Origin of the sequence: Parathalassolituus penaei, assembly GCF_026626885.1 — a bacterium.
Taxonomy (GTDB): domain Bacteria; phylum Pseudomonadota; class Gammaproteobacteria; order Pseudomonadales; family Oceanobacteraceae; genus Oceanobacter; species Oceanobacter penaei.
On record NZ_JAPNOA010000028.1, the window covers coordinates 77,996 to 91,977 of the forward strand.

Genomic DNA, 13,982 nt, shown 5'->3' on the forward strand with positions numbered 1-13,982 from the left:
GTATGGTGCGCTTCGACCAGGTTGCGAAACGTTATTCCGGTGGCAAGGAAGCCCTGGCTGGCGTCAGCTTCGAGCTGGAGCGCGGCGAAATGGCCTTTCTCACCGGCCATAGCGGGGCGGGTAAAAGTACGCTTCTGAAGCTGATGATGCTGATGGAGCGACCGTCCCGTGGCCAGATCTTTGTGGATGGCCAGAATCTCAACCGCCTGACCCCTTCCCAGATTCCTTACCATCGCCGCAAGATCGGTGTGGTATTCCAGAATCACCAGTTGCTGTTTGACCGCACGGTCTACGACAACGTTGCCTTGCCACTCCTGATTGCCGGTTATAACCATATGGACTGTGCCCGCCGTGTGCGTGCGGCGCTGGATTCCGTGGGTTTGTTGGGCCTTGAAGGCCGCAAACCGGTGGAGCTGTCTGGCGGTGAACAACAACGCGTGGGGATTGCCCGTGCGGTGGTCAATAAACCGGCACTGTTACTGGCCGACGAACCAACCGGTAACCTCGATCCTGATCTCTCCGAAGAAATCATGGATCTGTTTATGCGCTTCCAGCAGGTTGGTGTAACCGTACTGATTGCCACGCACGATATCAGCCTGATTGAGAGTATGAACAAACGGCGCCTGATTCTGGAGCACGGCATGATTCTGGAAGATCGCCATGTCTTCTAATCGTCGTAACGACCCGCGCGCGCAAGTCGGTGCATCACTGGCAGAACGTCCGGCAGAGACCCGCTCCCGTCCGGAAAGTGGCCCCGGTGCCTTGCAGCAGCACATCGGCTTCAAGGACAAGCTGGTTGCCGGATTCCTGCATCACCAGATGGTGGCGGTGGAAACCCTGTTGCAGCTGCTTGCGCATCCGGCTTCCAGCCTGATGACCTGGCTGGTGATTGCCATTGCAGTGACCTTGCCCGGAGCATTGTGGATGTCGGTCAGCAACGTTGAACAGCTGAGTGGCAGCATTCGCGAATCGGGTCGTATCACCCTTTATCTGAATGACACTGCGTCCAACGAGCAAGGTCGGCAACTGGCAGCTACGCTGGAACGGCTGGAAACCATCGACGAAGTCATTTTTATCAGCCATGAACAGGCGCTGGAGAACTTCCGACGTACCAGTGGTATGGCAGACGCGCTGGACCTTCTGCCAGGCAACCCGTTGCCGGTGACCTTGGTTGTACAGCCAGCCAGCTCCCTTGATGCGACCTCCATTCGGAGCTTGAGCGAACGCTTGCGTGAGTATCCGGATGTAGCGGCGGCGCAGCTGGATATGGCCTGGCTGGAACGTCTGCGCGCCTGGCTGGTGTTGGTGCAGCGTATGGTCTGGGTGCTGGGTGGTCTGCTGGCGCTGGCGATTCTGCTGGTGGTAGGGAATACCATCCGGCTGGCGATTGCAGCTCGGGTGGATGAAATCCGGGTCAGCAAACTGGTGGGTGCTACCAACGCCTGGGTGCGTCGTCCTTTCCTTTATACAGGTCTGTGGTACGGCCTCGTGGGCGGCCTGATGGCCTGGCTGATGCTGATTGTACTGTGGCTGTTGCTAAAACAACCGGCCGCTGATCTGGCCAGCCGTTATGGCTCCGGTTTTGAGCTGGCCGCACTGGAACCGGCAGCGGCCATGGTGTTGCTGATTGGCTCCATGCTGCTTGGCTGGGCCGGTGCATGGTGGTCAGTGAGCCATCATCTGGATGAAATTGAACCCTGATCAAGGTTTTTTTGCCTTCACTGTTTCATTATCGGTGTAAATAGGGAACCAGTGTGGCGCTTGGAAGTCTGAGCTTACGAGTGCTACACTGCATCGCAGCGTTTAACCTGTACAAGGTTTATTCAGCTGTTGATGCAATCGAAAACGTGAGATTTCATCTCTGGAGTGTTAGTTAAATGAGTAAAGGTTTGCTGGCCGTTAATGCCTTGTCTCCTGGTGCCAACCTCGAGGCGTACATTTCGACGGTTAATGCGATTCCTGTGCTGACTGTCGATGAAGAGCGCGAGCTGGCTGATCGTCTTCACTATCAGGAAGACCTCGAAGCTGCCCGCCGTCTGGTTATGGCGCATTTGCGGTTTGTGGTTCATATCGCCCGCAGTTACTCCGGTTACGGCCTGAATCAGGCGGATCTGATCCAGGAAGGTAACGTTGGCCTGATGAAGGCCGTCAAGCGCTTCAACCCGGAAGTGGGTGTGCGTCTGGTCTCCTTCGCGGTGCACTGGATCAAGGCCGAGATTCACGAATATATCCTGCGCAACTGGCGTATCGTCAAAGTGGCGACCACCAAATCCCAGCGCAAACTCTTCTTTAATCTGCGCAGCCAGAAAAAACGCCTGGGCTGGTTGAGTCTGGACGAAGCCAATTCCATCGCCAACGATCTGGGTGTTGAAACCCGTACCGTGTTCGAGATGGAAGGCCGTCTGCATGCTCATGATGCCGCGTTTGATGCCGGTGTGGATGACGATGACGAAACCGCCAGTCATGCGCCGGCGTATTACCTCGAAGACAAGAGCGCCGACCCTGCCTTGCAGGTTGAAACCGACAACTTCGAATCGGATGCCAGTGAGCGTCTGAGCAGCGCGCTCGACAAGCTGGACGACCGCAGCCGTGCGATTCTGCAGCAGCGCTGGCTGAATGAAGAAAAAGCCACTCTGCATGAGCTGGCGGCGATTTATAACGTGTCGGCGGAGCGTATCCGTCAGCTCGAGAAAAACGCCATGAAGAAGCTGAAAGATGCCATGGGCGGGGCGCTGGTTCCGGCATGAGCCGACCGTTGTCAGCCTGTGAATAAAAACCACCTTCGGGTGGTTTTTTTATGGGCGTTTGGTCGCGCTGCGATCAGATCGCTCGTGTTTCCATGCTCCCGCGTGGGAATGTCAGGCGCTGCTTTTCTGTCTACGCGGCTTGTTAACTGGCAACGCTGAATGCCCTGCCTGGGGGACCTTGTCCCCCGGCCGGGCGGCCGTCCCCCTGCTTTTGCCCGCTGGGCTCGTGACTCCGGGTTTCACACACAAGGCCGGTTCGACCCCGACCCGATGGCACGTCCCTGTGCCAACGGGTCTGGCGGGGCATCCATGCCCCGGCCGGGTCGGGCCTTGGTGCTCACCCCGGCTCGCCCAATGGGCATTTGGCAGCCAGCTGCGCTGGGTGGCGTTGTGCTGGAGGTTTGGTGCTGAATAGATGCTGCTCGCCCGACGCCCGACGCCCGACGCCCGACGCCCGACGCCCGACGTCACAAACAAAAAAGCCGCTCATCAGAGCGGCTTTCTGTTGTTGCAAGAAGACTGATAAATCAGTTCTTGCCACCACGCATGGAGTCGAAGAACTCATCGTTGGTCTTGGTCTGACGCAGTTTGTCGAGCAGGAACTCGATACCCTGTACGTCTTCCATTTCAGACAGCAGACGACGCAGGATCCACAGACGCTGCATAGCAGCTTCATCAAACAGCATGTCTTCACGACGGGTGCCGGAACGACGGATGTTGATGGCCGGGTAAATACGCTTCTCGGCAATCTTGCGATCCAGGTGCAGTTCCTGGTTACCGGTACCCTTGAACTCTTCGTAGATAACCTCGTCCATTTTGGAGCCGGTATCCACCAGAGCGGTAGCGATAATGGTCAGGGAGCCGCCTTCTTCAACGTTACGGGCAGAACCAAAGAAACGTTTTGGTTTTTCCAGAGCGTTGGCGTCCACACCACCGGTCAGTACCTTGCCGGATGACGGGATAACGGTGTTGTAAGCACGGGCCAGACGAGTGATGGAGTCGAGCAGGATCACCACGTCGCGCTTGTGTTCAACCAGACGTTTGGCTTTTTCGATAACCATTTCGGCTACCTGAACGTGACGGGCTGGTGGTTCGTCGAAGGTCGACGCAACCACTTCACCACGCACGGAGCGTTTCATCTCGGTTACTTCTTCCGGACGTTCGTCGATCAGCAGTACGATCAGGTCGCTTTCCGGATTGTTGCGGGTAATAGACTGCGCAATGGTTTGCAGCAGCATGGTTTTACCGGCTTTTGGAGGCGCTACGATCAGACCGCGCTGGCCTTTGCCGATTGGGGCAATCAGGTCGAGAACACGGGAGGAGAGGTCTTCGGTGGAACCGTTACCGGCTTCGAGTACAAAGCGCTGGTCCGGGAACAGAGGGGTAAGGTTTTCGAAGAGAATTTTGGATTTTGCGTTTTCTGGTTTGTCGTCGTTGATGTCAGCGACTTTCAGCATCGCAAAATAACGCTCGCCGTCTTTAGGAGGGCGAATCTTGCCGGAAATCTTGTCACCCTTGCGCAGGTTGAAACGACGGATCTGGCTCGGTGAAACGTAGATATCGTCAGGGCCGGCAAGGTAAGAGCTGTTGGCGCTGCGCAGGAAGCCGAAACCATCCTGCAGGATTTCCAATACACCGTCTCCATAGATATCTTCGCCGCTTTTCGCGTGGTGCTTGAGAATTGCGAAGATGATGTCCTGTTTACGGGTACGGCTTACGTTCTCGACATTCATCTCTTTGGCAATTTCAAGGAGCTCGGGAACGGACTTCAGTTTCAGGTCGGAAAGATTCATAGGAGAACTTGTTGCGTTATTTGGATGATATTGGGGCGGAAGCTTGATGAGGCATCAAGGAGAGAAGTGCGATGGAGACCCAAGGCGTAAAGGCACTATAGACCCAATGATTGGGGGTGTCCAGCCATTACAGAATCGGCTGTTACAATTTATGTCAAGCTTTGAAATGCCTTGAGGCAGATCAATAATTAAACAGCATTTGCTCAGCAGTCGTGCTGCTGGTGGGTAGAGGGCCGACATTCATCGACCCCCGACGAGCAATTACAGAGCCTGCTGAATAAACGCAGTCAGTTCAGATTTGCTCATGGCGCCAATCTTGGTGGCTTCTACCTGGCCGTTACGGAACAGCATCAGAGTCGGGATGCTGCGGATACCGTATTTAGGAGCGGTCGCTTCGTTGTTGTCGATGTTCAGCTTGGCGATTTTCAGCTGGCCTTCGAATTCTGCAGCGATTTGCTCCAGAACCGGGGCGATCATTTTGCACGGACCGCACCATTCAGCCCAGAAGTCCACCAGCACTGGCAGGTCGCTGCCCAGTACGTCGGTTTCAAAAGAGTCGTCACTAACTGTCAGAATGAGATCGCTCATGTTTTCCCCTGGTTGGATTCAAGCAATTGATCTTCATTGTACGCTGACGAGAAGGGGAATCAATCGCCCGGCTCGTCCAATATCTACTGGACGGACGCGCTTGTGCGCTGCATATTCCGGTTATAGCTGAAAAAAACGATACGCGGGACAAGTATTATGACAGACACCTCTGCCCCGGCTGGCGACCTGATTGCCGCCGTTGATCTGGGCTCCAACAGCTTCCATATGGTGGTAGCGCGCGAGTTTCTGGGCGAATTCCGAATCCTTGAACGTCGTGGTCAAAAGGTCCAGTTAGCCGCTGGACTGGATGATAAGTTCCAATTATCTGAAGAAGCCCAACAGCGTGGTCTGGAGTGTTTGCGCGAGTTTGGCCAACGTCTGCAGGGGATGGACCCGCGTCGTGTCAGTGTGCTGGCGACCAACGCCTTGCGTGCTGCGCGTAACCGCCAGGAATTTATCGACCGTGCCGAAGAAGCGCTGGGTTATCCCATCGAAGTCATTGCCGGTCGTGAAGAAGCCCGCCTGATTTATCTGGGTGTAGCCCACACGCTGGCCGATGACCTTGGCAAACGCCTGGTAGTGGATATTGGCGGTGGTAGCACCGAGTTCATTATTGGTGAGCGTTTCGAGCCGAAGGCGCTGGAAAGCCTGCACATGGGCTGTGTGTCCTACACCAAACGTTTCTTTCCGGATGGTCGTATTACTGAAGCGGCATTTGAAGATGCGGTAGCGGCGGCTCGTCAGGAACTGCTGAATATCGAAACCGACTATAAAAAGCTGGGCTGGCAAAACGTGGTAGGGTCGTCCGGCACTATTCGTGCGGTGGAACAGACCCTGTCGGCGTATGGCTGGCTGAGTGATGGCATTACGGCTTCTGCCCTGAAAAAGCTGCGCAAGCAGACTCTGCAATTTGCCACCCTCGATGACGTTAACCTGCCGGGCGTGAAGTTCGAACGCCGTCAGGTGTTTATTGGTGGCTTGGCTATTCTGGTGGCGGTGTTTGATACCTTCGGTATCGAGAACATGGTCTATTCCGATGGTGCCCTGCGTGAAGGTGCACTATGGGATCTGGTCGGTCGTTCCGACCACGAAGACGTACGCCAGCGCACCGTGCAGTCGTTAAAAGAACGTTTCTTTGTGGATCAGGAACAGGCCGAACTGGTACGCACCACGGCGCTGGAACTGTTTGAACAGGTGCGTGGCAGCTGGGGTCTGGATGAAAACTTTGCCGGTTGGCTCGGCTGGGCGGCTGAATTGCACGAAGTTGGTCTGAGCCTCTCGCATACCGGTTTCCACAAACACGGCGGTTATCTGCTGCAGCATGCCGATATGCTCGGTTTTACCCGTCAGGGCCAGGCCAAGCTGGCGGCCATGGTACGTTGCCATCGTCGCAAGTTGGCAGTAACGGAATTTGCCCGTATCACCAGCAGTCGTCGTCAGCAGATTCTGCATATTACCCGTCTGTTGCGTCTGGCGGTGGTGCTGAACCACAGCCGTGGCGCACATCCGGTGCCAACACCCGCGGCCCGGGTTCAGGGTGATGAACTGATTCTGAACCTGCCGGAAGGCTGGCTGGAAGCGCACCCGCTGACGGCTCGTGACTTGCAGATTGAAGTGCAGTTCCAGCGTGATGCCGGTATGGCGCTGACCATTGCCGGTTAAGCCTGCGGCTTGACGGTTACCGAAGCAAAAACCGGCTGTGGCTTAATGGTTAAGCAGCGGATTGCTGCACGATTTCCATGGCTTGTTAATTGGCACAGCCGGATGCCCTCTTGGGGGACCTTGTCCCCCGGCCGGGCGGGCCTCCCCCTGCTTTTGCCCGACTGGGCTCGTTTTCCCGAAATTCCCCGACAACGGCTTTTCGACCCCGGCCCGATGGCACATCCCTGTGCCAACGGGCCTTGCGGGGCATCCATGCCCCGGCCGGGTCGGCCGTTGCGGTGAATCCCGGCTCGCCCAGATGGGCATGGCGCAGCCAGCTGCGCTGGGCCAGTTCGGTAATCCATCCATGATGGGGCTATCGCTGCGAGAATGTATCGAGTACATCGTTGTATGCCCGGCATTCTCATGGGCATAAAAAAACCGGCTTGCGCCGGTTTTTTTATCACTGCGGTTTACACACCATAACGACGCTTCAGGGCTTCGATACGGGTTGGCAGTGGTGGGTGGGAAGCAAACAGGGCCGACATCTTGCCTTCGCCACCGATACCAAACGCCACCAGTTCACCATTCAGCTCAGAAGGCTGGTCGTAGGTTTGCTGCAGACGGGCAAGAGCGTTGATCATGGCTTGCGGGTTAACCAGATCAGCACCGGCCTGGTCGGCACGGAATTCACGGTAGCGACTGAACCAGGCCACAATCATGGAGGCCAGGAAGCCCAGAATGATTTCAGCGATAAAGCTGGTCACGTAGTAGGCGATACCTGGGCCGGTGTAGCCTTCTTCGCTGTTGCTGGACAGGGCGCGGTCAACGGCGTTACCGATGATGCGGGCGAAGAACATCACAAAGGCGTTTACCACACCCTGAATCAGACTCAGGGTGATCATATCACCGTTGGCAACGTGGCCAATTTCGTGGCCCAGCACCGCTTTGACTTCTTCACGTTCCATACGCTGCAGCAGGCCGGTGGATACTGCCACCAGAGCGTTGTTGCGGTTCCAGCCGGTCGCAAAGGCGTTTGGCTGGGCAGAGGCAAAAATCGCCACTTCCGGCATACCGATACCGGCTTTGTCAGCCAGCTCTTTGACGGTGCTCAGCAGCCATTGTTCGCCAGCGTTGTGTGGCGTTTCGATCATTTGCAGACCCATGGTCTTTTTCGCCATCCATTTGGACAGGAACAGCGAAACCAGCGAGCCAGCCATACCGAACACCAGGCAGAATGCCATCAGGTTACCGAGGTGCATGCCTTGAGAGTTCATGTAACTGCCAACCCCCAGCAGGGACAGCGTAATGCTGGCGACCAGCATGACCGCCAGGTTAGTGGCCAGAAACAGGATGATGCGCATCATGAAAGGATTCTCCTTGAATTCGTCAGGCGCTTTTTCTTTATCTACAGACAACAAGATTGAGCAATTTACTCAGTTTTTCAAGGTTCAATCCGATGGTTACCGGGTAACCTGCGACGTTTTACCGCAGGTTGTCAGTGTCAATCTGTGCCGGAGTTGATCCGTGTGTCTCAGAATCCAGCCTTTGAGCCTTGACAGATATATCCGACCAAAGTTCTCGGCCATTGGTTGTATAGAAAATATCCGTATAATAGCGGTCGTCCCAGGGGGTGGCCCAACAGGCCTGAGATGCGCAGCGCGAACCCCTCGAACCTGATCCGGTTAGTACCGGCGTAGGAATGGGCGAGAGCGGCACCTTGAAATAGCCGTCCCTCCGAATCCGGGTCTGGCATCACCAGACCTCTACGCAGTCGCCGGGTCTCCTTTGCAGTTAATGAGGAAACCCATGATCCACACCCGCAAGCCCCTTTTTCTGGCGTTGATGGCCGCATCCGCTCTGGTGCAGGCTGAGTCAGCCGCTGATTCCGCTATTGAAGAAGTCGTGGTTACCGCCGATTTTCGTCAGACCGATGTTCAATCCATTCCGGAAGCCACCAGTGTGGTCGGTGCCGATGTGATCGAGCAGCGTTCTGCTGACAACCTCGAAAACGTGCTGGCTCTGGCGCCGAACGTGAACTTTGCCTCTGGCGCATCCCGTGGTCGTTATATCCAGATTCGTGGTATCGGTGAGCGCAGCCAGTTTGTGGATCCGGTGAACCCGTCGGTGGGCCTGCGTATTGATGATATCGATATGACAGGTCTGGGCGGCGCTGCCACCCTGTTTGACGTACAACAGGTTGAAGTACTGCGTGGCCCACAAGGCACCCGTTTTGGTGCCAACTCGCTGGCCGGTATGATCAATATCGAAAGCAACGCGCCAACCGCTGAATCGGAAGGGTATGTGACCGGCAAGATCGGCAACTACAACACCCGTCAGGCCGGTCTGGCTGTAGGTGGTGCGCTGGCTGATGATCTGCAGGGCCGTATTGCGGTATCGAAAAACGTCTCCGACGGCTACATGCACAACACTTACCTGAACCGCGATGACACCAACAATATTGATGAAGGTGTGATTCGTGGCCGTCTGCACTACGACGCCAACGACCGTAACCAGCTCGACCTGACCCTGCTGCACATTCGTGTGGATAACGGTTACGACGGTTTCTCGCTGGATAACACTCGCACCACCTATTCCAACCAGCCGGGCCAGGACAAGCAGAAAACCACTGCCGCTGCGCTGACCTGGACGTCCGAAGTCAGTGACGCTGCCGATCTGCGCGTGCTGATGTCGGGCAGTCATTCCGATACCGATTATGGTTATGACGAAGACTGGGCTTACGGTGAATACATCTGGATGGATGACTCCGTCACCTACACCCCGGACCCATGTGATACCACTCAGGGGGCCTGTCTGGCCGATGCTGATGGTTACAGCTCTACCGACCAGTATCTGCGTGATCACGACCGTCGTGAGCTGGATGTGCGCCTGACCTCGGCTGAAGCCGGGCGCATCTTCAACAACAGCACCGACTGGGTGGTGGGCGTTTACCACATGCGTCGTGATGAAGACATGACCCGTTATTACACCTGGATTGATGGTCCGTTCAGCAGCCAGCTGGATACTGAATCACAGGCGTTTTACGGCGAGTTGTCATTCCAGGCGACCGATGATCTGGTGCTGACCGGTGGTCTGCGTACCGAACGTTGGGAAACCGGCTATGTCGACAGCAATGGCATTCGCAACGACCGCAGCGAAGACCTCTGGGGTGGCAAACTCACCGCCGAGCTGCTGCTCAGTGATGCCCACATGACCTATGGCTCGGTCGCCCGTGGTTACAAGGCCGGTGGTGTGAACACCGACCCGGATATCAGCGAAAGCCACCGTACCTTTGATACGGAATACAACAACGCCTATGAAGTGGGCCTGAAATCCAGCCTGCTGGATGACACCCTGCAAACCCGTGTCGCGGTGTTCTATATCCGTCGTCTCGACCAGCAGGTGAAAACCTCCTATGCGGTTGCCAACGGTCAGGGTGGTTTTACTTTCCAGGATTACCTCGACAACGCCGCGTCCGGAAAAAACCAGGGTGTTGAGCTGGAATCCAGCTGGGATCTTAACGAGCAGCTGAACTGGACCTTCAGTGGCGGTTATCTGAAAACTGAATACACCGATTACCAGTACACAACGGATGATGGTGTGGTCGATATGACTGGCCGCGCCCAGGCTCATGCACCGGAATACAGCTTTGCCAACGCCCTGACCTGGGCGGTGCTGGAACGTGTCAGCCTGACGCTGGAAAACGAAGCCAAGGACAGCTTCTACTTCTCCGATAGCCACAATGAAAAATCCCGCGCCTATGTGTTGTGGCACGCCCGTGTTGCTTACACCAATGGCCCATGGCAAACCGCCCTCTACGGTCGCAACCTCTCCGATGTGGATTACGAAGTGCGTGGTTTCCACTTCGGCAACGACCCGCGTGACGGTTACACCAACCAGCGTTGGGTGCAGTACGGCGATCCACGTCTGATTGGCCTGGAAGCCAAATACTCGTTCTGATCCTTCTTATCTGTGCCGGCCATCAGGGGATGGCCGGTCTGAACTCTGGAGCCTGTTATGGAACTTTCGGTAGAAATCAGCAAATACCCGCTGGCGGACGAATACAAACCTGCCATCAAGGACTTCATTGAGCGCCTGCAGCAGGTCGAAGGCCTGAGTGTGGTGTGTAACACCATGAGCACCCAGGTGTTTGGTGACTATGATCTGGTCATGAGCACCCTGGCCGCAGAAATGAAGCGTTCGTATGAAAACTGGGGCAAAGCCATTTTTGTCTACAAGATGATTCCCGGTGTGAATCTTGATCCGGCCCTGAATCCTCATGGCTGATCAGTCCGTTGTACTGGAGGCCGTGCAAGCGGCCTGGCAGGCCATGAGTGTGGCCGAAATCATTGCGGTGGCGCTGGGTCTGGCTTACCTGCTACTGGCGATGCGTCAGAACAACGCCTGCTGGTATGCCGCCTTTGGCAGTACTGCGATATTCAGCTGGCTGTTCTGGGACGTCAGCCTGGTGATGGAATCTGCCCTGAATGTCTATTATCTGGCGATGGCGGTTTACGGCTGGTGGGCCTGGCGTCATGGGCAGGACAGCGAACATGTAAGCCCGTTGCCGATCACTCGCTGGAGCTGGCATCAGCATCTGCTGGCCATGACCGCGATGATAGGCCTGACGGTGTGTAGCGGCTGGTTGCTGGAACAATTCACCGGTGCCGCGCGTCCGTGGCTCGACTCTTTCACCACCTGGGGTGCCGTGATTACCACCTGGATGGTAACCCGCAAGATCCTCGAGAACTGGTTATACTGGCTGGTAATTGATAGCGCCGCGATTGTGTTATACGTCGATCGTGAGTTATACCTGACCGCTGTCTTGATGGCACTTTACGTAATATTGGCAATTACAGGATGGTTTTTGTGGCTGGCCGAGTATCGGCAGCAGCAGAACAACGAGTCGCAGGAGCGCATTTGGCAACAAGCCTGAGTTGGCTGGATACCGTCTGGCGAAGTTTTATCTCCCGGGAGGGGCCCAGTATCAAACCGATTCTTTCCCAGTGGCAGCAGTGGGGGCTGTGCTCCCTGCCACCGGAAACCCATTCCTTGCTGCCGATGACGGGTGGCCTGACCAACCGTTGCTGGCTGTTACACCTCGACTCCGGTGAGTTTGTGCTGCGAGTCAGCGCTGCCAACCGCCGTGAACTGGCGATTGATCGTGAACAGGAGTTCCGCATCCAGCAGCGTGCTGCACATCATGGTCTGGCGCCTGCGATCCGTTTTCGCGCCAGCAACGACGAATACTGGATCATGGAACACGTGCGTGGGCGTCATCTGGCAGGGCCGCCACCGGTCGATGATCTGCCCGATGTCGCCAGTGCTATTCGCCAGCTGCACCAGCTGCCGTGGGGTTCTGACCTGCCGGAAATCTCAATCGCCGAAAAAGCCGCGCATTACTGGCAGGGTATTCAGAAGCGCTGGCCGGAAGATGACTGGAGCCGTTTACAACAGCCCTTGCAGGAAATGCTGGCGGCGGCACCCGGCCGGGAACGTTCGATCTGCCATATGGACCCCAACCCCAATAACTGGCGCAAGTCAGCTGCTGGTTGGCGTTTGCTCGATTGGGAATATGCGGGGATTGGCCATCCGTTATGGGACATCGCCAGTTTCAGTCTGATGGGGGAGTTGCCAACCACCCGCGAACGTTACTGGTGTCAGCTGAATCATGTGGATCAGCAGGGCACCGCGTGGATGCGGGCCCGGCTGCAAATGACCTATCTGAACGAACTCTGGTTCGGCGTGCAGGAGCTGCACAACCGCCAGCGTTTCCTCGACAGCATGAACCGTCTGATCGAAGACAGCCGGCTGCTGGTCAGTCGCGAGAATCCTGACGTCTGAGCTGCAGCTTGTGGCGCAGTTCGGCGGGGTCCTTGCTGATGGCCATTTGGCCACTGTTACCCGGCTGTAACTGCTGGGCCTGATGTTGGCGGGTTAACAGGCGGCTGAGCCAGAAGCGCAGTGCGGCGGCCCGCAGAGCGTTATGCCAGTGGGCCTGTTCCAGCGCGTTAAACGGGCGAACCGACTGATAACCGGCTAACAGGGCTTCACGTTCGGCCACTCGCCACTCGCCAGTCTTTTCACAACACCAGTCATTGGCGGTAATCGCCAGATCATAGATCCAGGCATCCTGACAGGCGTTGTACAAATCCAGAATTGCGCCCAGTACCGGCTGCTCACCTTGCTGATCAAACAAGGCGTTATCGTGGAACATGTCGCCATGAATCCAGCCGTGTGGCAGTTGTAACCACTCACTGCGAATGGCCTGCTGATGGGCCAGTTCGTCGGCCAGCAGGGCCTGCTCGTCAGCGCTGATCTGGCTGCTGACCTGGGCTGGCATCTGCAACCACCAGTCGTAACCACGATTGTTCGGACGCTCCAGCAGCAGGCTGGTGCCCGCCAGATGTAACTGCGCCAGCGCCGCACCAATGGCATGGCAATGGGCAAGAGCCGGACGTTCGACATGATCACCGGGCAGGCGATGGCAAATAATTGCCGGTTTCCCGGCCATTTCATGCAGCCATTGGCCACTGCGGTCGGCCAGAGGGCAGGGCACCGGCACCGGGCCGGTGTCGCCCAGATGGCGGGCGAACGCGACAAATTGTTCAACTTCTGCCGCCGGATGGTGCTCGAACAGGGTCAGTACCAGCTGTTCCTGATCGGTGGTGACAAAATAGTTGGTGTTTTCGATACCGGCGGTAATGCCGCGGTATTCAACCAGCTGACCCAGTTCAAACCGGGCCAGCAGTTCGACCACTTCTGTGGCGCTCAGACTGGTGTAAACCGACATTCACAATTACCAGCGGAAAATAACCCAGGACGGTACAACAATGTCCGGGTTGTCCTTGCGCATGAATTCAGTGCCTTCCGGGTTCGCTGGCACCAGGTAGTAGGTTGGGCCTTTTTTCGGCACAACCTTGATTTCCACCAGTTCGCCGTTGATGCGGAACTCGTAGAAGGTGTTATCGCCATCGTTACGGATGGTCACGGTTTCGCCGGTGATGTCTTCAGCCTGAACGGCTGGCACCAGCAGGGTGGTACTGCCCAGCGCCAGCAACAGGCTGGCAACCAGTACTCGGGAAGTCTTCATGCTAGACTGCGCCTCATTCACAAAATTTACCGAACCACTGCATGTCCGGCTCCGGAGCATTGTACGCCGCTGGCGCCCAATCCCCCAGTCTTCCGGCTATCCGGCATGCCCTGTCGCAAG

13 protein-coding genes and 1 riboswitch are annotated in these 13,982 nt (G+C 56.4%); of the genes, 8 read left to right on the forward strand and 5 right to left on the reverse strand.

Annotated features, from left to right (window positions below):
* Positions 1–2 precede the first annotated feature (2 nt).
* The 3 genes from ftsE (at position 3) to rpoH (ending at position 2,747) form a co-directional block, all read left to right on the forward strand.
* Positions 3–671 (forward strand): cell division ATP-binding protein FtsE, encoded by a 669-nt coding sequence (ftsE, locus tag OUO13_RS10690; protein ID WP_283174011.1) that lies wholly within the window; start codon positions 3–5, stop codon positions 669–671.
* Positions 661–1,701 carry a permease-like cell division protein FtsX gene (gene ftsX, locus OUO13_RS10695; RefSeq protein WP_283173877.1) on the forward strand — a complete coding sequence of 347 codons (1,041 nt, stop codon included), beginning with the start codon at positions 661–663 and terminating at the stop codon, positions 1,699–1,701. The genes ftsE and ftsX overlap by 11 nt, the downstream gene beginning before the upstream one ends.
* Before the next feature lie 176 nt (positions 1,702–1,877).
* Complete coding sequence (gene rpoH / locus OUO13_RS10700) at positions 1,878–2,747, forward strand: RNA polymerase sigma factor RpoH (protein ID WP_283173878.1); 870 nt, start codon at positions 1,878–1,880, stop codon at positions 2,745–2,747.
* Between the two features lie 527 nt (positions 2,748–3,274).
* Here the strand turns inward: rpoH and rho are convergent.
* Both rho and trxA read right to left on the reverse strand, forming a co-directional pair.
* Complete coding sequence (gene rho, locus OUO13_RS10705) at positions 3,275–4,540, reverse strand: transcription termination factor Rho (RefSeq protein ID WP_283173879.1); 1,266 nt, start codon at positions 4,538–4,540, stop codon at positions 3,275–3,277.
* A 261-nt stretch (positions 4,541–4,801) separates the two neighbouring features.
* Complete coding sequence (trxA, locus tag OUO13_RS10710) at positions 4,802–5,128, reverse strand: thioredoxin TrxA (protein WP_283173880.1); 327 nt, start codon at positions 5,126–5,128, stop codon at positions 4,802–4,804.
* A 156-nt stretch (positions 5,129–5,284) separates the two neighbouring features.
* On the opposite strand from trxA, the gene ppx reads away from it, so the two are divergent.
* Complete coding sequence (gene ppx / locus OUO13_RS10715) at positions 5,285–6,790, forward strand: exopolyphosphatase (protein WP_283173881.1); 1,506 nt, start codon at positions 5,285–5,287, stop codon at positions 6,788–6,790.
* A gap of 452 nt (positions 6,791–7,242) precedes the next feature.
* Here the strand turns inward: ppx and htpX are convergent, their stop codons facing one another.
* Positions 7,243–8,136: a protease HtpX gene (htpX, locus tag OUO13_RS10720; RefSeq protein ID WP_283173882.1), complete on the reverse strand. Its 894-nt coding sequence runs from the start codon at positions 8,134–8,136 to the stop codon at positions 7,243–7,245.
* Positions 8,137–8,388: 252 nt separating this feature from the next.
* A riboswitch (TPP riboswitch) is annotated at positions 8,389–8,489 on the forward strand.
* Positions 8,490–8,578: 89 nt separating this feature from the next.
* Between htpX and OUO13_RS10725 the strand changes: the two genes are divergently transcribed.
* The 4 genes from OUO13_RS10725 to OUO13_RS10740 are packed head-to-tail and all read left to right on the forward strand — an operon-like array spanning position 8,579 to position 12,613.
* Positions 8,579–10,729, forward strand: a complete 2,151-nt coding sequence (locus OUO13_RS10725) for a TonB-dependent receptor (protein ID WP_283173883.1) — start codon at positions 8,579–8,581, stop codon at positions 10,727–10,729.
* A gap of 57 nt (positions 10,730–10,786) precedes the next feature.
* Positions 10,787–11,056 carry a hypothetical protein gene (locus OUO13_RS10730; protein ID WP_283173884.1) on the forward strand — a complete coding sequence of 90 codons (270 nt, stop codon included), beginning with the start codon at positions 10,787–10,789 and terminating at the stop codon, positions 11,054–11,056.
* A complete protein-coding gene (gene pnuC / locus OUO13_RS10735; protein ID WP_283173885.1) occupies positions 11,049–11,705 on the forward strand; it encodes a nicotinamide riboside transporter PnuC in 657 nt (218 codons plus the stop codon). The genes OUO13_RS10730 and pnuC overlap by 8 nt, the downstream gene beginning before the upstream one ends.
* A complete protein-coding gene (locus tag OUO13_RS10740; protein ID WP_283173886.1) occupies positions 11,690–12,613 on the forward strand; it encodes a phosphotransferase in 924 nt (307 codons plus the stop codon). Before pnuC ends, OUO13_RS10740 begins: the two co-directional genes overlap by 16 nt.
* On the opposite strand, the gene OUO13_RS10745 is transcribed toward OUO13_RS10740, so the two are convergent.
* Positions 12,588–13,562: a homoserine kinase gene (locus tag OUO13_RS10745; protein WP_283173887.1), complete on the reverse strand. Its 975-nt coding sequence runs from the start codon at positions 13,560–13,562 to the stop codon at positions 12,588–12,590. The two genes, OUO13_RS10740 and OUO13_RS10745, sit on opposite strands and share 26 nt — an antisense overlap.
* Before the next feature lie 6 nt (positions 13,563–13,568).
* Positions 13,569–13,862, reverse strand: a complete 294-nt coding sequence (locus OUO13_RS10750) for a DUF2782 domain-containing protein (protein ID WP_283173888.1) — start codon at positions 13,860–13,862, stop codon at positions 13,569–13,571.
* Positions 13,863–13,982 lie beyond the last annotated feature (120 nt).